Origin of the sequence: Allobosea sp. Root670, assembly GCF_001429415.1 — a bacterium.
GTDB classification, from domain to species: Bacteria; Pseudomonadota; Alphaproteobacteria; order Rhizobiales; family Beijerinckiaceae; genus Allobosea; species Allobosea robiniae.
The window spans coordinates 33,423-54,120 of sequence record NZ_LMJU01000008.1; the positions used below are offsets into that span (position 1 = coordinate 33,423).

Sequence of the window (20,698 nt, forward strand, 5' to 3'; positions counted from 1 at the left end):
GTCGCAATTTAGCACGGCAAGAGCGACACCCAATTCACGCCGATTAAGCGATCCCGGTTGGTCAGTGAGCGCAAGAAATTGCCGGAACGTGGCTAGGCCGAGCCCGTTCTCATCATCGACAATCAGGAGGCTCTCATGTTCGTGGTGATGGGTGCGACGGGTCACATTGGCTCGATTGTCGTGGAGGACCTACTTGCTAGGAAGGCGTCCTGGCTCTGATCCATTCCCCGGAGAAAGCAGCCAAACTGGAGAGTAAGGGAGCGAAGAGCTTCGTCGTCGACGCACGCGATCCCGATGCTCTGAGGGCGGCATTCAAGCGCGGCCGCCGCGCCTTCCTGCTCACCCGCCAGCTGCTCCCTCGACAGACACAGACGCGGAGGAGACAACCACCGTGCGAGCCATCTTGGAGGCCCTGGACGGTTCGGGATGGAGAAAGTCGTTGCGGCTTCGACGATGGGCGCCGCTGCCGGCCCGGCGCTCCCGCCTCGCACCGGCGATTCCAGCGTGCTGTACGAATTCGAGCAGGGGCTAGCTTCACAGCAGATCCCCGTCGCGATCAACCGTGGCGCCTATCACCTGTCGAACTTCGAAATGCAGATTGATCAGGTGCGCGAGACGGGCAAACTCCAAACAATGTTTCCGGCGGACTTCCGGTTGCCTATGGTGGCGCCCGAAGATCTCGGCAAGGCCGCCATGAGTCGTCTGACCTCCAGCTTGAACGATGTCGGCATCGTCTCGATCGAAGGCCCTATGCGGCCCACCTTCGGCGACGTCGCAGACGCCTTCGCCGAAGTCCTAGGGTCCCAGGTCCTCGTCGTGACCAATCCACGAGACAAATGGGTAGAGGTCTTGAAGGCCGAAGGATTTTCCGAGCCCGCCGCCGATGCCTATGCTCGAATGACGGCAGTGGCCATCGAGGGTCCAGCTACGCCGGAAAGCGAAACGGAGAAGGGCTGCACTTCGTTGAAGGCGTACATCCGGGTCGCTCGTCGGATAATCCCCACGGTTCTGAAGGCGGCGCCAAGAAATTTCCCGAAGCCCCATAGGCGAGAAGGTCGATCCAGGTCGGGAGAGGTCCCCCAATTGAAGGCGCCCGAGGAGCTATGGAGGTAATTCCGCCAGCGTCAGGCCGGCGTGAGCTCAAGAGCTTCGTTCTGCTTTATGGGCTGATGTACGCCGCGTTTGGTGTGGCGTCGCCGTTCTGGCCACGGTTTTTTGAGGAGCGTGGCGTGGCTCCTGCGGAGCTCGGTATGCTGCTGGCGATGGGCACGGCCGTCCGTCTGGTTTCCGGTCCTATCGCCGGCGGTATAGCCGACAGGTTTGATGCGCGCGTGAAGACGCTCGCGATCTGCACCGGACTATCGGCGCTTTTCGCGTTGAGCTTGTTGCGGGCAGATGGGCTTCTACTGCTGCTGGCGGGGAGCCTTGGGCAGGCAGCCGTGTTGGCGCCCGTCACGACCCTGGCCGATGCGCTGGCATCTCGCCACGGGACCAAAGCGCCCGGGCCGGCGACTGGACGGTTCGAATATGGCTGGGTGCGCGGCGCTGGGTCGGCGGCCTTCGTCGCCGGGACCCTGATCGCCGGACAAGTGGTCAGCGCAACGGGGCTTGGATCCGTCGTAGTTCTTCATGCCGGGCTGCTCCTTGCCGCCGCCTTGGTAACCTCTCTTCTTATCCAGGACGAACGGGAGCCTATGGAGTGGACCGAGGCGGGGACGGCAGCCGCCGCGGATTTACGCGTGCTGCTGCAGCTGCCGTTGTTTCGCCGCCTGCTTTTGGTCGCGGCGCTGGTGCTCGGCAGCCATGCGATGCACGACGCCTTCGCCGTCATCCGCTGGAACGCGGCCGGCATCGGCCCCGGCCTGGCAAGCGTTCTTTGGTCCCTCTCGGTCGCGTCGGAGGTGGTCGTCTTCTGGCTAATCGGGCCGCGGCTTCTGGCCCGTGCGGGGCCAGCCGGCGCTGCAGCCATCGCCGTGGCAGCGGGCGTCCTTCGCTGGATCGTCATGGCGATCAGCGCCGACCCTTTGGCGCTCGCTGTCGTGCAGCCGTTGCACGGTTTGACCTTCGCGCTGCTCCATCTCGCCTGCATGCGACTTCTGGTCCGGGTCGTACCCGTCCGACTGGCGGCTACCGGCCAGGCGATCTATGCATTCGCTGCGGCGTCTGCGACCGGCCTTATGACGCTGGCGGCCGGCTCCCTCTACGCGCATTTCGGCGCTCACGCGTTTTTTGCGATGGCCGGGCTCTGCGCCGCTGCGTTGCCTTTGACAGCTGGGTTGCGGGAACGCGAACGGATCTGACCGAAGGGCCAGACGATGCCCCAGGGTTTGAACCGAAGTGGCTCGGAGCGCGTTGCGATCCCCGAGGCGATTTCCCCGGTTCGGGGATTCAAAGGACGACAGGCGATGCGGATTGCTCAGGTGGCTCCCTTGGCGGAGGCCGTGCCGCCGCGACTCTATGGCGGAACGGAACGGGTTGTATCTTGGCTGACGGAGGAGCTCGTTCGGCAGGGGCAGGATGTGACCCTTTTCGCGAGCGGCGATTCCCGCAGCAGTGCTAGGCTCGTTCGGGCCGTGCCGGAAGCACTGCGCCTCGCGGGCATTCGGGACCATACGGCCAATACGCTGGTGATGCTGGAGGAGGTTCTACAGCGGGCTGACGAATTCGACGTCATCCATTTCCATGTCGACCTGCTGCAATTCCCGCTCTTCAAAAACCTTTTCCCCAAATGCGTCACCACCTTGCACGGGCGCCTCGACCTGCCGGACTTTCATCCGATCTACCGGGCCTTCCCCGATATGCCGCTGGTCTCGATTTCAGACGCTCAGCGCCGGCCCATGCCACCGGTGAATTGGGTATCTACCATCCACCATGGCTTGCCCGAGCAGCTTCATCGCGTCAGGCGCGAGCCCGGCGCGTACCTTGCTTTTTTAGGTCGCATTTCGCCGGAGAAGCGTCCTGACCGAGCGATCGAGATCGCCAAGCGTAGCGGCATCCCTTTGAAGATCGCGGCCAAGGTCGATGCGATCGACCGCGATTATTTCGACGGCACGATCCGGCCGCTGCTCGACCATCCCTTGGTCGAATTCATCGGCGAGATTGACGACATGCGGAAGGATGACTTTCTCGGGGGAGCGTCGGCCTTGCTGTTTCCGATCGACTGGCCCGAGCCGTTCGGCCTGGTCATGATCGAGGCGATGGCGATCGGGACGCCGGTCATCGCCTGGGCGGAGGGCTCCGTTCCGGAAGTGATCGATCAAGGCGTTTCCGGCATCATCGTGACCTCGATCGACGAAGCGGTCGAGGCGGCGAGCCGGATCGACAGGCTGGATCGACGGGCCGTGCGCGAGTGCTTCGAGATGCGCTTTACGGCCGCGCGCATGGCTGCCGACTACATCGAAACCTTCGACGCGCTGTGCTGCCGCCCTGTGGCGAAGCCGGCGTCCGCCTCGGCCGCTATCCTTGCACCGGGCGGTGATCTCCCTGGTTTCGAAGGCAGCGTGGGCCTGTCGCAGCTGCAGTCCCTATGACCCGAGGCAGGCGCCATGTCCGAGAGCATCCGTAAGATCGGGCAGGCGATGCCTGGGCCGAGCAGTCCGAATCTCTGGTCCGAATACGAGATCGAGGCCACGACCTCGCTGACGGACCGCGCCCTGCGCAACCTGAAACACGGCGATGCCTTTGCCGTACTGGATGCGCATGGAGATATCGGGACCTTGAGCGACACCGCCGAGGGCCTCTATTGCCGTGACACGCGCTTCCTGTCCCGCCTCGAACTGCGCGTGGAAGGCAAGCGGCCGCTTCTGCTCGGCTCGGCCGTGCATGAGGACAAGGCGGCTCTCTCTGTCGAGCTCGCGAACCCGGATCTCCGGATCGGCGACGAAAAGCTGCCGCGAGACACGATCTTCCTGCATCGCACCAAGTTTCTCTGGCGGGCGATCTGCTACGAACGCGTCAGTGTCCGGAATTACGGCGCAGCCCGTCGTCGCCTCCGGATCGATCTGCTCTTCGATGCGGATTTCCGCGACATGTTCGAGGTCCGGGGAACGCGGCGTCTGCGGCGTGGAACGACCACCGTCGAGGTGGAGGCCCCGGATCGGGTCGCGTTTCGCTATGCCGGCCTCGACCGGGTCGAACGATGCACGGTGGTCGAGATGGCTCCGACGCCCGTGGCGATCGATCGCCAGCGCATGACGGCGGAGGTCGAGCTCGGCCCCTACGAGCAGCGCTCCTTGTTCCTGACCATCGCCTGCCTGGATAAGGCGGTGGCGGCAGAGCCTCCGATGAACTTTCTCGCGGCCTATCGCGATACCCGCCGCGCGCGCCGCGCCGCGACGGCCGGGATCGCCACAGTATCGAGCTCCAGCAACCTGTTCGACGCGACGCTCGGCCGGGCCGTATCGGACATCTATACGCTGGTGACGCGGAGTGAGTTCGGCCCTTATCCTTATGCCGGCATTCCCTGGTTCAATACCGTCTTCGGTCGCGACGGCATCATCACCGCGATGATGATGCTTTGGGTGGATCCCGAGATCGCCCGCGGCGTGCTGCGGACGCTCGCCGCGATGCAGGCGCAGGCGATCGATCCCGAGGCCGACGCCCAGCCCGGCAAGATCCTGCACGAATTGCGGCATGGCGAGATGGCCAGGCTGCGGGAGGTTCCCTTCGGCCGCTATTACGGGACGATCGATGCGACCCCGCTTTTCGTCATGCTGGCGGGGCTCTATCTGCGGCGCACGGGCGATGTCGCGACCATCAAATCGATCTGGCCCAATATCTGCGCTGCGCTGCGCTGGATGGACGAGTACGGCGATCGCGACGGCGACGGCTTCATCGAATATGCACGCGCCCGGGAGAGCGGACTGGCCAACCAGGGCTGGAAGGATTCGCACGACGCGATTTTCCATGCCGACGGTTCGGATCCTGTCGGTCCGATCGCCCTGTGCGAAGTACAGGCTTACGCCTATGCGGCGAAGCTAGAAGCTGCCGCCATGGCGCGTAGGCTTGGGCACGAGGACATGGCGTCGACGCTGACCGCTGAGGCAGAGCGCCTGCGCATCGCCTTCGAGAGCTCCTTCTGGTGCGAGGAGCTCGGAACCTATGCGATCGCGCTCGACGGCGAGAAGCGGCCTTGCCGTGTTCCGTCGTCGAATGCCGGCCATGCCCTGTTCGCCGGGATCGTATCGCCGGAGCGCGCACGCAGCGTCGGCGCAAGTCTTCTCAAGCCCGAGGGCTTCAGTGGCTGGGGCATTCGGACGCTTCCGGCGGGTCAGCCCCGCTACAATCCAATGTCCTATCACAACGGCTCGATTTGGCCGCATGACAACGCGCTGATCGCCATCGGGCTATCCCGCTATAGCCTGAAGGCTGAGGCGAACCGCGTGTTCTGCGCGATCTTTGAAGCGGGACGACATCAGGACATGTCCCGCCTGCCGGAACTGTTCTGCGGCTTCAACCGGCGTCCTCATCGGGCGCCGACGCCCTATCCGGTCGCCTGCGCACCGCAAGCCTGGTCCGCCGCCTCGATCTTCGGCCTGCTCGGCGCCTGCCTGGGCTTGAGCCTCGATCACGAGCGGAACGAGATTCAGCTCCAGGAGCCAGTAATGCCGGATTTTCTAGACGAACTCGTCATCCGAAATCTGAGACTCGGCTCTTCGCGGGCCGATATTCGCCTCCACCGCTACGGCACGGATGTCACGGCAAATGTTCTCGCCCGAGCCGGTAACGCGCGGATTATCGTGTCCAAGTAAACGAAATTTCGAAGGAGCGGATCGCGTCAGCGCTTCTGACAGAGCGGGAACGTCCAAGCCGGTCGAGGAGGTTTGCGAGAAGAGTTTCGGGGTTAGCTCTCAGCCGTGATGATGCTCGCGTTGCAGACGCCGAAGCGAGCAGGCGTCCAAACAACCTCCGCCGTCAGATGCCACAGCCCGCCATACGGACGAGCGACATTCTCAAAGACCGTTCCAGGCCGACCAGACCCTGAAAAGCCCATTCGCAAGCCGCGTACGAAAAAGAGCTGAGTCGCCAGCTGGTGCTGCGCATTGCAGTGCCAGTGTCTGAGATTGATCGCGCAGTCACGCGAGCCGCCCATCTGCCTTCGCCGGGTGCGCGTGTCGCGTTCTCACTCGGGTGGGTAGCCGATGCGCGCGTGCTGCTGGGAGGGGGCGCACTTTGGGAAGATAGATGCACCCGATGAGTATGCCGTGCGCCGCAGCCTCGATGTACCGGCTGTGGCTATCGTCGGGGTCTCCGGGCAATCCCCTGCGCGTCAGGACCAGTGGGTTGCCCCGCTTTGCAAGGATGGCGACGCCGTTCCAGCTCTTCTGGCCGTGCCAAACTGCCTGATACCCCGCCTGCTGCAGTTCCCGTTCCGGGAAGCGGGAGTCGGGACATTTCAGCTCCTGCAGGCAGACTACATCCGGGCTGTCCTGCTTGAGCCAACGCAGGAGAACCCGCAGGCGCCCGTTGATGCCGTTGACGTTGTAGGTTGCGATCTTCAACGGCGCCAGTCCTCACAACCAGTGCTCCCGCACAAGCCTGTCACAGGTATTGCTGCAAAAACGCCTACGTCCTCGATATCGCGTCCGGCCAGCTGGCGGCGGACAGTCCGTGTCCTTCGCCTGGATAAATGTGGCTCTGGACGTGGCCTCCATTGCCCTTGATCAGCTTCTCGATCGCGACTGCGTTCGATACCGGAACGACTCGGTCGGCGTTCCCATGGAGGATGAGCGTTGGTGGCAATGATGCCCTCTCTTATCCAGCAGGGAGGAAACCGAAGTAGTCGACGACGGCCTTGACCCTGCTGGTGCGAGCGGCGAATGCCAAAGCCAACGCTCCGCCGAGCGAGAAGCCCACAACAGCGAACCGATCCTGTCTTTCGACCTTGATGGCCTCGATCGCTTCGAGCCAGATCGGAAACTTGGTCTTGATCTCTCCGTAGCGGGCTCGGCCATCACCGGTGGCCTCGAAATACCGAGGTAGCCAGGCCGTGTAGCCGGCAGCGGCGATCATATTCGCGGCGAACTCGTATCGACCGCCGTTGGTCAGACCATCCGAGCCGTGAAGAAGGATGACGCTGCGTCCTGGAACCATCGGCCCGAAGCGATCGACCGCGATGCTGGCGTGAGCCGGGACAGACAATTGCAGCGCCTGCGCCTGCCACGAAATGGCGTCTGTCCATCAGTCAGACACCTCGGACCATCGCTCTTTAGCCTCAACGGCTGGCACGATCAGTTTGATCGTGCCCCCCTCGACGCCGATGACGAGCCCCAGGTCGATGTAGTGGTGAGCGCCGCCCGACTCGGGGTCATTCTTCTTGAGTTTGATGAGCTGGCCGCTCAGAGCGTCGACGGTTCCGACGTGACCTCCATCGGATCCAATCACGCGCTGGCCTTCCTTGATTTGCTCGACGAACATCATCGCTGGATTTCCTTCCTGAAGCTGTCCCGGAGCAACGGAGCGTCGTGTGCGGAGGTTCCGGCCGGCGCAGCGGAACCATCACTCCGCCGCGAAGTTTGCAGCGTCGGTGCAGTTCGTCAGGGCAGGCGTTATGGGTGCGGACGGATTTCGGTGCGATAGTTGCGGCTCGCCTAGCATCGCCGTGCCTTCGGACCTACGGCCCACCAGCGATGTGTGTTGCGGCGGCTGTTCCCGCCGCCTGGCGACCTGGTTGGAGTATCGCGCCTTCGTGGCGACGGCAGTCAGAAAGGGTGCGAAGGGCCGTCGGCCCCTCGTCGCTGATCCACTCTCCGCATAGGTTTCTCTCACGGCTGTGAAAGCTTGGCGAGCCCGACGGCGCCCCTTTGCCTGCGAGGAATAAAGACGAGCTGCAATGTCGAAATGCATCAAACTGTTGAGCGGTCGGGAACTCAGGCCCCTCACGGCAGCGAAAGCCTATTTCAGTGGACTGCGCGAAAGCATCCCGATCGGCTCACTGCTGAGTGATCCCGAGCGATCCGATGCTTTGGATATCTACCGGCGCTATTGTGGAGTGGTTGGTGCATCTCCGGTAGCGGCCGTCGGCGTAACCGTGATCAGCGAGAGAAAGCTTCGGCCAGGTGGAAACTATGCGCGGATTGCGAGATCGTTCGCCGTTGTGACCGCGGCCGGCGAGGCTGCCGCATTTAATATGGAAAAGGCCCTGCAAGCGATCGCCGAGTAGCCCGAGCCTGACGAACTGCGAACCAGCACTCATGGGCTGTCGTTGATCTGCGGAGATCAATTCGCGAGGCGCTCTTGGTCGCAATCTGGAAATCCGATGGACCGAACAAGCGGCCGACGCAGGTGCGACGGGCGCTCCACACGGAGCACTGTCGTGACCAGCAGGGCAACGCCTACAAGGTCATAGTCTGCCGCGAGTGGCCGGGTCTTCGCTAACGTCATACACGCTCGAAGATGGCACGCCTGTGCACTACGAGGACGAGTGCTACTTCATGCTGCCGTCCGGCAAGATGCTCACTCGCTGCGAGGACGAATGAAGGACATAGAGGATGGCGAGGTCGTCGTCATGATCCGGCATAAAGTGAAGGTCGGGGGCGAGCTCATGGCGACCTACCGGATGGAATATCCGGACCTGGCTACCGCGCTGCGACAGATCGCAAGCGATCTCAAGGATGGTCGCGTAGAGGCCATGTGGGTCGGCGTGCGTCAGCTCACCGACGAGGAAGTTAAGGCCGGCCTTTGTAGCGAACGCTCTCATCCAGAACCCTGAGCGACCCCGTCTTTCTCCCGAGGCAGCACGACGAGCTCGTCGCCGACACTGACCGTTCCGCTTTTGACAATGCGTGCCGTGATGCCGCCAAGGCCACGAACAGCATTGTAGCCGCCGACGCCGAGGATTTCTTCCATTCGGGAGCAGGGCCGACATTCCCCCGTGGTCTCCAGGACGGCAGAGCCAATCTGGAAGCGCTTCTCCTTCAGAGCCAGGAGATGGATACCATGCGTGACGACGTTGCGCCGCAGGTCGGCCGGCAAAACTTCTGAGCGACCGACATGGGTGGCGATAGCCGCGAGGTGTTCGGCCTGGACCAGCGTTACCTGTCCGCCTCACGCAGCGCGGGTATAGCGATCGCCAACGATGCCCTGCGCAATGTCGAAGTCGGCGCTTTTACGTGCGTGCATCGGCTCGCGCCGCCTGGGCGAACGCCGAGCCACACGACGTGTCCAGGTCTCATAGGCGCGATCAACAGCTGCACCAGCATGGAAGAAGGGTTCAGAGGCATACGGTCTCCCGCCCAACACAGCAGGCGTCAGGTAACGCGGACATCGGCCCACAGCCGGATCAGCGGGCCATCCTCGCCAATGACTGGATCGCGCGGAGGAAAGCTCAATACGGAAATTCTCTGGGCCATGGCTGCCGAAGCTTTCTCGCGAACGATGTCGCCACTTTGGCCGGGCGGATAGGCGCCGATGACGAGGAAGTCGTCAGATTGCGAAAGGCGACGGTGGCCCGTTCCCGCCGGAAGCACCAGCACATCTCCGGCATTCACGTCGAGTTCGCGGCCATTATCGCCGCCTAGCAGGAGCGTGGCTGACCCGGCGGCGATGCCGAGCACCTCATGCCCTTGCGAATGATAGTGATCGAAATCGTAGATCCCATTGCGCCATTGCGGTGGCCACCCGTTCTCCTGAAACCGCTTTTCCATGGTCTCCGCGCGGTCGGCCGCGTCCACGGCGAACGCTCCTTCGTAGATCAGCGCGGGCAATCTGGGATTGTTGGGAACGAAACTCCACGGCTCGAAATGCAAGGCCGTCACCGTCGTCTTCGTCATCGCACCATCTCTCAGGAACGCTTGCTCAACTCGATCGGCGCAGGGGCGTTCCTTATCGCAGGCTGCTTTGCAAGCGCGCAGCGTCGTGCGCCCCGGCATCGGGAAAAGGAAAGCCCGCTGCGTAAGCGGCGGGCCTCTGACTTGCGTCAGGACTTGGCGGTTCCGGCCTTCACCGGGAAACTGACTTTGCCCTCCTGTCGGCTGCGGCCGGTACATCCGCGGCAACGCATCCAACCGGAGAGCAGGTAGGTGCCGCGATGGCACCGCGCGGACAACGACGTAAGCGCGGGTTTGGTTCCAGCAAAGATCCCCCGCACCATGCTTGGCCGACAACGGGAACGGTAGCGAGCCTGGGAGCGTTCAGCCTCCGCACAGTGGATGGAGGGACACATGGCAAATACTAAAAGCCCGGCCGTTGAAAGTCTCCGCGGGGAACAAAAGTCTCAAGCGAAAGCGGGGCGGGAGCTGACGCCCGACCAGAAGCTCGAAAGGGCGCTCAAGGACACCTTTCCCGCCAGAGATCCTGTAGCTGAGCAAGTGCCTACTACGCCGGGCGCGTCGGAGGAGAAGCAATGATCCGCGCAGCAATGTTCAGCTTGGCCGGCGCCTGGATTGCCGGGAAAGTCGACAGGGGTGAAATCCCTGAGCGACTTGCGGTCCCGCTCACCATGCTGGCGACACGTCTTCCCACGCCGCTGATTCTGGCCGGGGCGATTGGCTACGGATGGTACCGCATGAGCCAGGAGGCGCGCGCGACGGCGGCGCGGGATGTGACTCCGACACGCCGCGCCGAGCCGGCCGCTCGGAGGGCAAAATCTGCATCGGGCCGATCACGAAGGGGAGCTCGGACCCCCCCGGCCGGAGGTGTCGCCGATGTTTAAGCTGTTCGTGGAAATGTCCATGCTGGCCCTCGAGGCGCAGCAGGCCATCTGGCTTCGGAGCCTGAAGATTGCCGGCGGCGGCCGTGCCGGCGAGCGCGAGGCCAAGCTGATGGTGAAGGAGAAGGTGTTGGCTGCTCAGGGAGCGGTGTTGGAAGCGGCAGCCGGCGCAGGGCCTGTCGGCATTACGCGCGGCTATCGGCGCAAGGTTCGCGCGAATGTGCGGCGGCTGTCGCGATAGGTGTTGGACGTGAATTCGGTCGCGGTGGTCGGCACTGTCGCGGCGCTCTGCTCTACCATCAGCTTTGTCCCTCAGGCTTGGCGGATTGTCAGGACACGCGACACCGGGGCGATCTCGCCGCTGACTTATAGTTTGACTGTAACAGGCTTCGCCTTGTGGACGGCCTACGGCGTTGGCTTGGGCGAATGGTCTCTGATCGCCACGAACAGCATATGTTTCGTGCTGTCTGCCTTCATCCTCCTGATGACCCTCCTGCCATGGGCAACGAAGGATGCGGTAGCGGATCGGATCGATCCACCGTCCTGAGCCCTGGCTTCGCTACGGTTTGCGATCCGCCGCGTCAGCGCCGCGCGCTCCGATCGGCGTCGGAAAACCCTCAGTCGTGTCCCGGTCGGTCTGCCGCTCGGCCTCCGCATTCAGCTCGCCCCAACCAGCAGGATCGGGGCGGACAGACCTAGCCACCAATAGCCGCCCAAGGTCTTGGTCAAAAAAAGACATCTAATTCCTGCTTTGTTCATCGCGCGTGCTCGAGCTGTCCATCTTGACAGCTAATGCTCCAGAATCCCGTGCCGCCTTCAAGACAGGAGCCTGGCCGAGAGGTCGGGCTTTCTCGTATCCAGAGGAACAACGAGATCAGGCCGTGGTTGCGATGGCATTCGGAGGAATGCGCCATGGCAAACAAGCAACCTGAATCCCTCGCGACCTTCGCCGCGACTGCCAGGAATGATGGGAAGAAGCCGAAGGACATAGGCCTTGCGGCGACCCCTGAAACAAGAGGGCTGCCAACCGATCCGAAGAAAAAGGCCGACGCCGCTACGAAGGTGCTGCAGGAGGGCGTCCTTCATGAGGATCAGGGGGCTGATGAAGCTGTGGATGCGCTGCCCGATCGCACGCGAGATGTAAAGCGCCCCACGTGAGTTCCAGCGAGCGGCTTGCAGACGATCCACTGGGTGAACTATGCCGGAACTGGAAGCGGAGATCGGCTAATCCGAGCGTGGTTTCGGCCTGCACAGTAGCCCCGCAGCAATCGCCAGTTCGATATCGATCTCGGCAATTTCTTTAGAGGTGAGCTTCAGGTCGCGCCGCAGCCGGCGCTGGATCTCGAAGTCTTCTGTGGCATAGTCAGGGGCACGGGCAGGCTCTTTGGAAGGCGACCGATTCCGGCTTTTAGGCGTAGGCATTCGCGGGATACGCTTGAGTGTCCCCGCTGGTTTCAACTGCCGAGTTATTTCTCCCGCTTTGGGCTGCAACTCCTTGATCGCAAGGTCTGGCTCTGTCGCATCATGCCGTACCCGCGACTCTAGTCGCCACGATCAGGGCTTCGAGCTCGGGGCCATTAATGGTGTATTCCCCCGAAGCCGCGTGTACGTGAATGTTCGACAGGGGCTCGTCGCTGGCCTTATCGACGAGGAAGAGTAGACACTCATGCAGCGTGTCAAAGCTTCGACTCGGGGCTGATGAGGCCCGGAACTCAGCCGTGCAGCGGGCGAGCCGGTCGGGGGAATCTTCGGGCAGCATCTGAGCAGCTCTCAGAAAAATGGTCGGCGCTGACACGAAACGGTGTTCGCCGACCCTGAGTTCCTGCTGCGAGTCAGTGGAGCATCAGAAAGTGTAGCCGACCCGGACGCCGTAGTTCGTCAGGCCCTGATTGTCGTGGCACAGGTTCGCATTCGAAATGTGCTCGACCGTCGCCATGATCGACCAGTTTTCAGTGAACCGGTAGCCGACAGAGCCCGTGCCTCGGATCAAGGGCGAGCAGCCCAGGCTTAGCCGATCGGGCACACGGAAACGGCCGGTCTCACCGGTGTGAAATCCGGCACCGACGCTGCCCTCGATGAAGACCTTCGGCGTGATGTCGTAGGTCCATGTGAAACCCGCGTAGAACTGACTGGTATCGCCGGCCGTGTTGATCGTGGCGCCGAGATGCAGCCGGGGCACGAGGAACGCCATCACTGGGTCCGCAGGCGTGAGCGGCTTGGAGAACAGGATCTCGCCGTTGAGATCGACAGAGCCGTCCTCACGAGTTCCGATCGCATGGGCAAAAACGCCACCTCGAATTTCAGAGATCAATGAGCGCGCAACGACCGGCGGTGCATAGGCAAGCGGGTTGGCAAGGTCAGCGGCATTCGCGTCCAAAGCGATCCCAGCAGAAACGCATAGGCACAAAGCGAGACAGGTCAGCAAACGGCTCATGAGTGGCGTTCCCGGCGAATCCCCCATCGAAGGTTATCGAGCGAGCTTCGTTAGGAAACGGTTAACCATGATCGTTCGTGCGAAATTCGAAAATTGTTGCAACGCTACCGCATCTCAAGAGTCGGCCGATCTGTGCGGTCAGGACTGATCCGATGCGATCTCTCCCGCCCCGGCATCGCCTTGCTCCCATCTCGCCAGTCACCACCGCAAACAGGTCGAGGCGCGCAGGCCACGTTACAGTAGATGCCCCGAGCCGCACGGGTCCAGACGCCCTACTCGCCTTACCGCAGCTTCTTGATGCCGCCTTCGGCTGACTTCTTCAGGTCTGGAGCAGAGCAAACACCATCACGCCGACGAGATTGATCGCCGTCAGTAGCCATTGTGGCAGAGTCTCCATCGCGGCGTCGAGGTTTGTGCCTTCGCTGCTCAGGCCGCGGCTCACAGCGTAATCACCATAGGCAACGCAAATATAATCGCCAGAGCGATAACGATTCCGGTGCGCATCCATACGCCAGCGCTACGACTACTCAACAGCACGGCACGCCTCCCTGCTTATTGTTAACGTAGCGGAACACGGTTGGCGTCTAGCGGCAAGACTTTTCGTCGGCAAGCTACCGGCGGCACCTTGACCGCGCCGCCGGTAGCGTTCCTGCCAGCCAGGCGAGGCTTGAGCAGGAAGGCCAGCGATCAGCCGCGATTCTGGCGACAACTGGGCAGCGCTTTCGCTGCGAAATGGCTTTTCCACATCCGGAGCATTTCATGGACACGACCGCAGTTCAGCGGGCGCTGGTCGCGCTTGGCGCGACGATCTTCGCGCCGGAGAAGCACCGGAACATCGCGGTCATGGCGGCCGCGGCCGTCAATACGGTCTGCGCCAAGCCGCCGGCCGACGTCGCCTCGGCGCTGACCACCGCGGCGGAAGCCTATGAGGCCGTTGTTGCTGCTCAGCAGACGCCCCGGCGCCTGAACCATCCCCATCACAATCAAGGAGACCATCATGTTCACGATGGAGCAGTTCTGGAGCCTGGTTCGCACGCTCCTGCAGACCGCAGGCGCAGCGCTCGTCACGCGCGGCTACGAGGGCTCGATGCAGATCACCGTCGGCGCGCTGATGACGCTGATCACGACCGGCTACAGTCTCTATATCCGCCGCAAGGCCGGATTGGTGGCGACGGCCGCCGCGCTCCCGGAGGTGGCGAAGATCGTCACGACGCCGGAGATCGCCGCGAAGGTCGAGGATCCTTCCGTCACCACAAGGGGCTGACACCATGCCCTTGCGCAATCATCCGCTACCGACGCGGCTCTATCACGGGATCGCCGACCATTTCCCGGCCCGCCGATCCGAATGGGTTCTGGCCGGCATCATGGTTGCCTGGGGCTGGATTCTGATCGGGCCTGGCGCGACGTTCGCTGGCCATCGGGCATGCTCGCAAATGGCGGCGATGATGAGCGAGAACGCGTGGGGCTGGTTCGCGATTGGCATCGGCGCCTTCCGACTGCTGGCCCTGATCATCAACGGCACGTTCTCCGGCACATGGTACGGCCGCTGGTCGCCGCATGTGCGGGCGCTGGCGCCCTTACTGACCTGCTTCCTCTGGTTCCAGATCAGCTTCGGCCTCTGGGCTTCCGACGCGGCGACAACTGGCCTTGCTGTGTATCCCGGCCTGCTTGTGCTCGACGCGATGAACATCGTCGCGGCGACCAAGGACGCCGCGGGCATGGACAAGGGAGTATCGGATGGACGCTAGCGCAGTCACCACCGAGAACATCGTCGCCACGGCCGTCGCCGGCGTCGGTATCGGCATCCTCGGCATCTGGAAATACCTGAAGGAGCTGAAGAGCCCCACGACGGCGAGCGGCGATCGGATCATCCCCGGCCTCTCGATCGCCGACATGCAGCCCATCCGCGACCTCGCCGCGGCTCAGCGCAGACCGCTGTCGCGTGCGAGCTGACTGCATCCGCTCTGGAGAAGATGCTGCTGCTGAGCCAGGAGCGTGCGGAGGATGCCGAGGTCGTCCGCCGCGCCGAGCTCATGGCACAGGAGATGCTCAAGCACCTGGAGGCGACCGCCCCGGCGCGGAGACGGCGAGGAACTTGAGCGGCATCGTCCCCTTACTCAGGTCTACGTCTCCCACCCCATGAGACGAACTCAGCCCCGTCAGCTCCGGCTGGCGGGGCTTTTTTGTCGCCGCATCAGCGCTCGAAGTTAAGTTCTCGTAAACTCTTGGCAAAGATGCTTGTATTTTCAACAGAGATTCGAGCTGCACAGATGTGCCGCAGGCGGGGCCTGGTGATGATGAAGGCACAAATTGTCAGGAGTGCTGCATTCGCTGGCGGGCGTCGTGGAACTCTACTGGTTTCGACTGCGATTGTTGCGATCGTGTGCGCTTCCGATGTTTCGGTGCGCGCGCAATCGGTCACGGGCAGCGGTGATTTGAACCCGGGGCCGGCTCAGTCGCCGCACTGGTCCGTCGGGGGCGACCTCTTGGTCGGTGATACCGGTATCGGTGGGCTCGACATCACGGCCGGCGGAACCGTGACCAGTGCTCGGGGCATCATCGGCTATGACGTGGGGAGCAACGGCATGGTCACGGTCTCGGGTACCGACGGCAGTGGCAATGCATCCACCTGGTCCAATACCGGTGACCTCTCCATCGGATATTTTGGTACCGGAACGTTGAACATTCTGGCTGGCGGCCGGATTTCAAGCTTCGCTGGCAGCATCGATGGCGGCAGCAGCGCCTTGATCAGCGGTCTTGGTTCATCCTGGCAGAACAGTGACCGATTGACCGTCGGTGTGACCGGTGCCGGAACCTTGCGCGTCGAGGGGGGCGCAACGGTTTCAAATTCGTTGGGCATCGTTGGCAGCAATGCTCAGGGCAATGTCGTGGTGAACGGCGTTGGCACGACATGGACCAATACCGGACAGCTCACGATCGGCAGCTTCGCCGCGGGCACCTTGCGCATCGAAGCGGGTGCAGTCGTCACGAGCAATCAGGGCTATGTCGGTGCCGACAACACCGGCACTGTCACCGTGACCGGAGCGGGGTCGAGATGGGTGATGTCGCCCTTCAACCTCACCGTCGGCAATAACGGCACCGGTTCGCTGACGGTCGAGAATGGCGGGCTCGTTCGCGCAGAAGGCGGTGTCCAGCTCGGCGTTGCCGCAGGCTCTGGCGGGACGCTGCTTGTGCAGGGGCCGATGAACAACCGCGGCGTCCTGGAAACCCGCGGCATTCGGGGCGGCGCTGGCACCGCAAGCGTCACCTTCGATGGCGGCCTCCTACGCGCGACACGAAGCAATTCCACTTTCTTCACCAATTTTGACACCCGCACCATCGCCATCGGCGGGAATGGCATGGTCATCGACACGGATGGCCACAATATCGGCATGTCTCCCAGCTTCACCGGCGCGGGCGCGCTGACCAAGAATGGCGCCGGCAAGCTGGAGCTGACCGGCGACAGCGGCTCGACCTTCACCGGGGCCGGCAGTGTGCTGGCCGGCACGCTCGCCGTGAACGGCATTCTCGGCGGGACGATGGAGGTCATCGGCGGCCGCCTGCAGGGCATCGGCACGGTCGGCGCCACGATCAACCAGCCAGGCGGCACGATTGCGCCCGGCAATTCGATCGGCACGCTGACGATCAACGGCAATTACGTGGGCAATGGCGGCCGGCTCGAGATCGAAACCGTACTCGGCGGCGACGCCTCTCCATCCGACCGCCTCGTCATCACCGGCAGCACCGCAGGCACGACCCCTGTCACGGTGTTGAACCAGGGCGGCGCTGGCGCACAGACCATCGAAGGCATCAAGGTCGTCGATGTCGGCGGGACTTCGAACGGCGTCTTCACGCTCCAGGGCACCACCGTCTTCCAGGGGCAGCCCGCCGTCGTTGCCGGCGCCTATGCCTACACCTTACAGAAGAACGGCATCAGCACGCCGAACGATGGCGACTGGTATCTGCGCTCGGCCTATACGGTACCCTCTACCCCAGCGTCGCCACCGGTCGTCCTGGGCCCGATCTACCAGCCCGGAGCGCCGATTTACGAAGCCTATGGCCAGATCCTGCAGAGCCTGAACGAGCTCCAGACCTTGCGCCAGCGCGTCGGCGACCGCTTCGACGGCCGGCCCGACGCTGCGAACGCCGCAGGCCGCGCGATCTGGGCCCGCATCGATGCAGCCCATAGCCGCATTACGCCGGGCTTCTCCACGACCGGCACGAGCTACATGATCGATAGCTGGCGCCTGCAGGCTGGCGCTGATGGGCAGGTTTTTGCGGGAGACGCCGGCACGCTCGTCGGAGGCTTGACGCTGCATCACGGCGAAGGGCGAGCCGATGTATCGTCGGTCTTCGGACAAGGGAAGATCAAAGCCTCCGGCACCGGGTTCGGCGGGGCGCTGACGTGGTACGGCGCGTCGGGCTTCTACGCTGATGCGCAGGCCAAGCTCAGCTGGTTCGACGATGACCTGTCGTCCACGACTGCCGGGCGTCAGCTCGCCAAGGGCAAAGGCGGCTTCGGCTATGCGTTTGGACTCGAGCTCGGACAAAGCATCGCGCTTTCCGAGAGCTGGTCGCTGACGCCGCAGGCCCAGCTAACTTACGCGCGTGTCGACGCCGACAGCTTCATCGATCCGTTCGGTGCCCGTGTCACTCTGGGCGACGGCGACAGCCTGCGCGGGCGGCTCGGCGTCTCCGCGGATTATCGGCGGAGCTGGCGCGACAATGCGGGGCGCCTGGTCAATGCCTCGCTCTACGGCATCGCCAACCTGCGCTACGAATTCCTCGACGGGACGACGGCGACCGTCGCCGGAACGCCTTTGACCAGCCGTGGAGAGCGACTCTGGGGTGGGCTGGGGCTCGGCGCGAAGTATGAAACGGGCCGCTATGCGCTCTACGGCGAAGTCGAGGCTCAGACCAGCCTGGCCCATTTCAGCGACAGCCACAGCATCACCGGCCGCGGAGGACTGAGGATCAGCTGGTAACCGTCGCCGTGTGCAGGAACTTCGGCGCATGCACACAACGGCTCCGCTGGCTTCGACTGGCGGGGCCTTTCTTGTTCAGGGACTGATGTAAGCTCTGGGTCGATTGTGTTGAAAAAGTCCGCAGCAATACCTGACGCGAAATCGCCCGGCCAAAGCGCAGAATTTTCATCCTTCCGCAGATGGGTAATCGCGCTGTAGAGGGCATTTTTCTGAAGTCCGAAGAACGCTCTTCTCCATCGAGTGTCGGCATCGGACGGATTTCACGCCAGCCGGACTTTTTCAACACAATCGGTCGTTTGCGGTCCTTATTACTTCCGTCGCAGAACTGCGACAGCCAAGCATCGCGATGACGGGAGGATTCGTATGATCGATGTGCTTGAGACGACGCGCCTGCGTCTTCACCGTTGGCAAGGTCGTCACCGCGACGCTTTCGCGCGGATGCACGCAGATCTTGAGGTCATGACGGACCTCGGTGGCCCTATCGATGGAGAGGCGAGCGACGCCAGCCCGCGCGGTGCCGGGCTTTTCTTTTGTTCGGAACGCGAGCGCCCTCCCGCTGGTGGAAAGGGATCCAGCAAAGGAGAAAACTATGGACCATTTCAAGCACGTCCGTCTCGCACCGGCGGAGTTGACGGCGAGTGCTCTCGACGGAGCGACGATCTATGGCCCCGGCGACGAGAAGATCGGCTCGGTCTCGCACGTCCATGGCAACGGCGCTGCCGGCACTGTCGTCATCGATGTCGGCGGCTTCCTCGGTAATCGGCGCGAAGCCAGTCGCGGTGCCGGTGAGCGATCTGGAGTTCATGCGTGGCGAAGATGGCGACGTTCATGCCGTCACGAACTGGATCAAGGATCAGCTCAAAGCGATGCCCGAGCACATCGATCCTTGATAGACAACCCGGTAACACTCGCGCGCCCCGTCAGCTCCGGCTGGCGTGAATGCCCGACAATTCGGAGATATTGAGGAACTCTCTTCGAACCGCTTCCGTTTGGCACTTTAGCTGGGGTCCAACGAGGAGATGAATCATGCGCAAGATCATACTTGTTGCTGCTGTCGCGATGATTCCGGCTCTGGCTTTTGCGCAAGGTGCCGGTGGCTCGGGAGGAGCGTCAGGTGGCGGTGCCGCTGGGGGAGGTTCAGCTGGCGGCGCGGCTGGAGGAGCGGCCGGCGGCTCGGCGGGGTCTTCCGGGAGTGGCGATACCGGAGGGGCATCGGGAGCAGCCCCCGGTGCGACGCCCGGTGGGAGCCTCGGAGCATCTGGACCCTCTGGCGGAGCGGCAACCGGAGGTTCGGCTGGCATTTCGGAGCCTGGTGCCAATAGCGACACTGCCGGGATCGCGGCAAATATGATGCCCCGGTTCCGCACCTACGTGATGGCCAACGAGGTGCCGTCATACACCTATGCGGAGCCAGTGCGTGTCGGAGTCGTGCTTCCCGCGAGCGGCGTCACCTATCGCGAGGTCCCCACAGAGTTTGGCGGAAGCTATAGCTATACGGTCGTGAACGGGACACCAGTTGTGGTTGAGCCCCGGACCCGTCGCATCGTTCAGGTGATCCAATAGGGCAAATGTTTGCGTTTGGCCCCGTCAGTTCCCGCTGGCGGGGCATTTTCGTATCCCCCGCTTCTGTCTTTTGACAGGGCTAGTCGCTTCACGAGGACCTAGGGCCCCGGCATCGAATGATGCCCCGACGAAATGGAGGGTGGCTTGAGCGAGATCAATCTGATCACGAATGAAAGCCAGTTGGTTCAACCCCCAACCTACGACTTGATACCGTGGAGGTCGCTTCGCCAGCACATGAACTCGCTGGCACGGGAAGAGAGACGGAAGCAGACACGGGCATTGGGATATCGCCCATCAAGGCGCATTTGATGCCGATGAGCGGGGCGATACGGCGCCGGGCCGTATTTTCGTTTAAGCAGCCTCTTGCTCTTCCAACTGAGCCAGCGGGCCATCGCTCGAGGCCTACATTCCCACGCTGGATGAAACCGGCCCGGCCCCGCTCGCGCGGTGCCGGGCCATTTTGCATTTAGAATTTATAGTTCAGTCGGGCGCGCACCACCGAGAAGTCGGTTCCAACTTTGAGACCGTTGTTAAGGACGCCTTTTTCTCCGAGGTCGACGTACAGATATTCGACGCCGGCAATCAGATTATTCGTGATCGCGTATTCAACGCCGCCGCCGAGAGCCCATCCGCCAGTGTGCGAATTATCCGACGAAATCCCGAGCGCAGGAACTGAGGTTTTCACGTTTCCGTAGGCCCAGCCGCCGGTGATGTAGGGCATGAAGCGATCGAATGCGACACCGGCTCTAGCGCGAACTGTGCCGAAATAATCGGTTTTGATGCTCCCGCCGATACCGCTGACTCCGAGATCCGCAGCTTGAAGATCAGCTTCCAAGCCGAGCACAAACTGACCCATTTGGTAGTTATACCCGATCTGGCCGCCGCCGATGAAACCGTCCATATCGGCGCTGCCGCCTAGATTTGTGGTCGCTTGGCCAAAGCCGTAGCCTGCGTTGGCGCCGACGTAGATGGCCTGCTGCCGGTTTCGTGGACACCGAGATTGGGTGTTTCATGAAACCGGAGGTGGCGTATGAGGCGACGACAGTTTGGGCGTGAGTTCAAGATCGA

General features: G+C 62.7%; 21 protein-coding genes and 3 pseudogenes. 15 read left to right on the forward strand and 9 right to left on the reverse strand.

Features of this window, described 5'->3' with window-relative positions:
- The first annotated feature begins 426 nt into the window (after positions 1-426).
- The 4 genes from ASE61_RS09335 to ASE61_RS09350 all read left to right on the forward strand — a co-directional run bounded on the left by ASE61_RS09335 (position 427) and on the right by ASE61_RS09350 (position 5,750).
- Entirely contained in the window at positions 427-1,113 is a 687-nt protein-coding gene (locus ASE61_RS09335; protein ID WP_200959619.1) for a hypothetical protein, read from the forward strand.
- Positions 1,104-2,300: an MFS transporter gene (locus ASE61_RS09340; protein WP_061966629.1), complete on the forward strand. Its 1,197-nt coding sequence runs from the start codon at positions 1,104-1,106 to the stop codon at positions 2,298-2,300. Before ASE61_RS09335 ends, ASE61_RS09340 begins: the two co-directional genes overlap by 10 nt.
- A 105-nt stretch (positions 2,301-2,405) precedes the next feature.
- Positions 2,406-3,530: a glycosyltransferase family 4 protein gene (locus ASE61_RS09345; protein WP_082617329.1), complete on the forward strand. Its 1,125-nt coding sequence runs from the start codon at positions 2,406-2,408 to the stop codon at positions 3,528-3,530.
- 15 nt (positions 3,531-3,545) lie between these two features.
- Positions 3,546-5,750, forward strand: a complete 2,205-nt coding sequence (locus tag ASE61_RS09350; protein ID WP_061966630.1) for a glycogen debranching N-terminal domain-containing protein — start codon at positions 3,546-3,548, stop codon at positions 5,748-5,750.
- A gap of 396 nt (positions 5,751-6,146) precedes the next feature.
- On the opposite strand, the pseudogene ASE61_RS09355 reads toward ASE61_RS09350, so the two are convergent.
- The 3 genes and pseudogenes from ASE61_RS09355 to ASE61_RS09365 all read right to left on the reverse strand — a co-directional run.
- Positions 6,147-6,500, reverse strand: a pseudogene (locus tag ASE61_RS09355) (endonuclease/exonuclease/phosphatase family protein); the annotation flags it as partial.
- A gap of 64 nt (positions 6,501-6,564) precedes the next feature.
- A pseudogene (locus ASE61_RS27125) lies at positions 6,565-7,092 on the reverse strand (dienelactone hydrolase family protein).
- An 87-nt stretch (positions 7,093-7,179) separates the two neighbouring features.
- Complete coding sequence (locus ASE61_RS09365; protein WP_061966631.1) at positions 7,180-7,419, reverse strand: DUF2171 domain-containing protein; 240 nt, start codon at positions 7,417-7,419, stop codon at positions 7,180-7,182.
- 412 nt (positions 7,420-7,831) lie between these two features.
- On the opposite strand from ASE61_RS09365, the gene ASE61_RS09370 reads away from it, so the two are divergent.
- Together ASE61_RS09370 and ASE61_RS26375 are read left to right on the forward strand one after the other, a co-directional pair.
- A complete protein-coding gene (locus ASE61_RS09370; protein WP_061966632.1) occupies positions 7,832-8,161 on the forward strand; it encodes a hypothetical protein in 330 nt (109 codons plus the stop codon).
- Between the two features lie 312 nt (positions 8,162-8,473).
- Entirely contained in the window at positions 8,474-8,710 is a 237-nt protein-coding gene (locus tag ASE61_RS26375; protein ID WP_156407033.1) for a hypothetical protein, read from the forward strand.
- Here the strand turns inward: ASE61_RS26375 and ASE61_RS27130 are convergent.
- The gene (locus tag ASE61_RS27130; protein WP_320409864.1) at positions 8,695-9,030 is read right to left on the reverse strand and encodes an MOSC domain-containing protein; all 336 of its coding nucleotides are present in this window, start codon (positions 9,028-9,030) and stop codon (positions 8,695-8,697) included. The two genes, ASE61_RS26375 and ASE61_RS27130, sit on opposite strands and share 16 nt — an antisense overlap.
- 218 nt (positions 9,031-9,248) lie before the next feature.
- Positions 9,249-9,770, reverse strand: coding sequence for a cupin (locus ASE61_RS09385; RefSeq protein ID WP_061966634.1), 522 nt, complete (start codon positions 9,768-9,770; stop codon positions 9,249-9,251).
- Between the two features lie 873 nt (positions 9,771-10,643).
- Here ASE61_RS09385 and ASE61_RS09390 point away from each other — a divergent pair.
- The 3 genes from ASE61_RS09390 to ASE61_RS09400 all read left to right on the forward strand — a co-directional run bounded on the left by ASE61_RS09390 (position 10,644) and on the right by ASE61_RS09400 (position 11,806).
- A complete protein-coding gene (locus tag ASE61_RS09390) occupies positions 10,644-10,889 on the forward strand; it encodes a hypothetical protein (protein WP_061966635.1) in 246 nt (81 codons plus the stop codon).
- 9 nt (positions 10,890-10,898) lie between these two features.
- On the forward strand, positions 10,899-11,195 hold the full coding sequence (locus ASE61_RS09395; protein ID WP_061966647.1) for a SemiSWEET family sugar transporter: 297 nt from the start codon (positions 10,899-10,901) through the stop codon (positions 11,193-11,195).
- 365 nt (positions 11,196-11,560) lie between these two features.
- The gene (locus ASE61_RS09400; RefSeq protein WP_061966636.1) at positions 11,561-11,806 is read left to right on the forward strand and encodes a hypothetical protein; all 246 of its coding nucleotides are present in this window, start codon (positions 11,561-11,563) and stop codon (positions 11,804-11,806) included.
- Positions 11,807-12,491: 685 nt separating this feature from the next.
- Here ASE61_RS09400 and ASE61_RS09410 read toward each other — a convergent pair.
- The 3 genes from ASE61_RS09410 to ASE61_RS26380 form a co-directional block, all read right to left on the reverse strand.
- Positions 12,492-13,082: an acyloxyacyl hydrolase gene (locus ASE61_RS09410; protein WP_061966638.1), complete on the reverse strand. Its 591-nt coding sequence runs from the start codon at positions 13,080-13,082 to the stop codon at positions 12,492-12,494.
- A gap of 319 nt (positions 13,083-13,401) precedes the next feature.
- The gene (locus ASE61_RS27395; protein WP_274532858.1) at positions 13,402-13,524 is read right to left on the reverse strand and encodes a hypothetical protein; all 123 of its coding nucleotides are present in this window, start codon (positions 13,522-13,524) and stop codon (positions 13,402-13,404) included.
- Positions 13,525-13,769: 245 nt separating this feature from the next.
- Positions 13,770-14,087 carry a hypothetical protein gene (locus ASE61_RS26380; RefSeq protein WP_156407034.1) on the reverse strand — a complete coding sequence of 106 codons (318 nt, stop codon included), beginning with the start codon at positions 14,085-14,087 and terminating at the stop codon, positions 13,770-13,772.
- On the opposite strand from ASE61_RS26380, the gene ASE61_RS09420 reads away from it, so the two are divergent.
- The 6 genes and pseudogenes from ASE61_RS09420 (at position 14,080) to ASE61_RS27480 (ending at position 19,630) form a co-directional block, all read left to right on the forward strand.
- Entirely contained in the window at positions 14,080-14,346 is a 267-nt protein-coding gene (locus ASE61_RS09420; protein ID WP_061966640.1) for a hypothetical protein, read from the forward strand. The two genes, ASE61_RS26380 and ASE61_RS09420, sit on opposite strands and share 8 nt — an antisense overlap.
- A gap of 4 nt (positions 14,347-14,350) precedes the next feature.
- Positions 14,351-14,830, forward strand: coding sequence for a hypothetical protein (locus tag ASE61_RS09425; RefSeq protein WP_061966641.1), 480 nt, complete (start codon positions 14,351-14,353; stop codon positions 14,828-14,830).
- On the forward strand, positions 14,820-15,035 hold the full coding sequence (locus tag ASE61_RS09430) for a hypothetical protein (protein ID WP_061966642.1): 216 nt from the start codon (positions 14,820-14,822) through the stop codon (positions 15,033-15,035). Before ASE61_RS09425 ends, ASE61_RS09430 begins: the two co-directional genes overlap by 11 nt.
- Before the next feature lie 341 nt (positions 15,036-15,376).
- The gene (locus ASE61_RS09435) at positions 15,377-18,067 is read left to right on the forward strand and encodes an autotransporter outer membrane beta-barrel domain-containing protein (protein WP_162260086.1); all 2,691 of its coding nucleotides are present in this window, start codon (positions 15,377-15,379) and stop codon (positions 18,065-18,067) included.
- A 589-nt stretch (positions 18,068-18,656) separates the two neighbouring features.
- Positions 18,657-18,957 (forward strand): annotated as a pseudogene (locus ASE61_RS09440) (PRC-barrel domain-containing protein).
- Positions 18,958-19,441: 484 nt separating this feature from the next.
- Positions 19,442-19,630 carry a DUF1236 domain-containing protein gene (locus tag ASE61_RS27480; protein ID WP_320409865.1) on the forward strand — a complete coding sequence of 63 codons (189 nt, stop codon included), beginning with the start codon at positions 19,442-19,444 and terminating at the stop codon, positions 19,628-19,630.
- 466 nt (positions 19,631-20,096) lie between these two features.
- Here the strand turns inward: ASE61_RS27480 and ASE61_RS09450 are convergent, their stop codons facing one another.
- A complete protein-coding gene (locus tag ASE61_RS09450) occupies positions 20,097-20,600 on the reverse strand; it encodes an outer membrane protein (RefSeq protein ID WP_082617334.1) in 504 nt (167 codons plus the stop codon).
- Positions 20,601-20,698 lie beyond the last annotated feature (98 nt).

Excerpts from the sequence above, each read along its gene's own strand:
- ASE61_RS09335 (WP_200959619.1), top strand. The coding sequence starts at position 427 with ATGGAGAAAGTCGTTGCGGCTTCGACGATGGGCGCCGCTGCCGGCCCG.
- ASE61_RS09340 (WP_061966629.1), top strand. The coding sequence starts at position 1,104 with ATGGAGGTAATTCCGCCAGCGTCAGGCCGGCGTGAGCTCAAGAGCTTC.
- ASE61_RS09345 (WP_082617329.1), top strand. The coding sequence starts at position 2,406 with ATGCGGATTGCTCAGGTGGCTCCCTTGGCGGAGGCCGTGCCGCCGCGA.
- ASE61_RS09350 (WP_061966630.1), top strand. The coding sequence starts at position 3,546 with ATGTCCGAGAGCATCCGTAAGATCGGGCAGGCGATGCCTGGGCCGAGC.
- ASE61_RS09365 (WP_061966631.1), bottom strand. The coding sequence starts at position 7,419 with ATGATGTTCGTCGAGCAAATCAAGGAAGGCCAGCGCGTGATTGGATCC.
- ASE61_RS09370 (WP_061966632.1), top strand. The coding sequence starts at position 7,832 with ATGTCGAAATGCATCAAACTGTTGAGCGGTCGGGAACTCAGGCCCCTC.
- ASE61_RS26375 (WP_156407033.1), top strand. The coding sequence starts at position 8,474 with ATGAAGGACATAGAGGATGGCGAGGTCGTCGTCATGATCCGGCATAAA.
- ASE61_RS09385 (WP_061966634.1), bottom strand. The coding sequence starts at position 9,770 with ATGACGAAGACGACGGTGACGGCCTTGCATTTCGAGCCGTGGAGTTTC.
- ASE61_RS09390 (WP_061966635.1), top strand. The coding sequence starts at position 10,644 with ATGTTTAAGCTGTTCGTGGAAATGTCCATGCTGGCCCTCGAGGCGCAG.
- ASE61_RS09400 (WP_061966636.1), top strand. The coding sequence starts at position 11,561 with ATGGCAAACAAGCAACCTGAATCCCTCGCGACCTTCGCCGCGACTGCC.
- ASE61_RS09410 (WP_061966638.1), bottom strand. The coding sequence starts at position 13,082 with ATGAGCCGTTTGCTGACCTGTCTCGCTTTGTGCCTATGCGTTTCTGCT.
- ASE61_RS09420 (WP_061966640.1), top strand. The coding sequence starts at position 14,080 with ATGTTCACGATGGAGCAGTTCTGGAGCCTGGTTCGCACGCTCCTGCAG.
- ASE61_RS09425 (WP_061966641.1), top strand. The coding sequence starts at position 14,351 with ATGCCCTTGCGCAATCATCCGCTACCGACGCGGCTCTATCACGGGATC.
- ASE61_RS09430 (WP_061966642.1), top strand. The coding sequence starts at position 14,820 with ATGGACGCTAGCGCAGTCACCACCGAGAACATCGTCGCCACGGCCGTC.
- ASE61_RS09435 (WP_162260086.1), top strand. The coding sequence starts at position 15,377 with ATGATGAAGGCACAAATTGTCAGGAGTGCTGCATTCGCTGGCGGGCGT.
- ASE61_RS27480 (WP_320409865.1), top strand. The coding sequence starts at position 19,442 with ATGGCCAACGAGGTGCCGTCATACACCTATGCGGAGCCAGTGCGTGTC.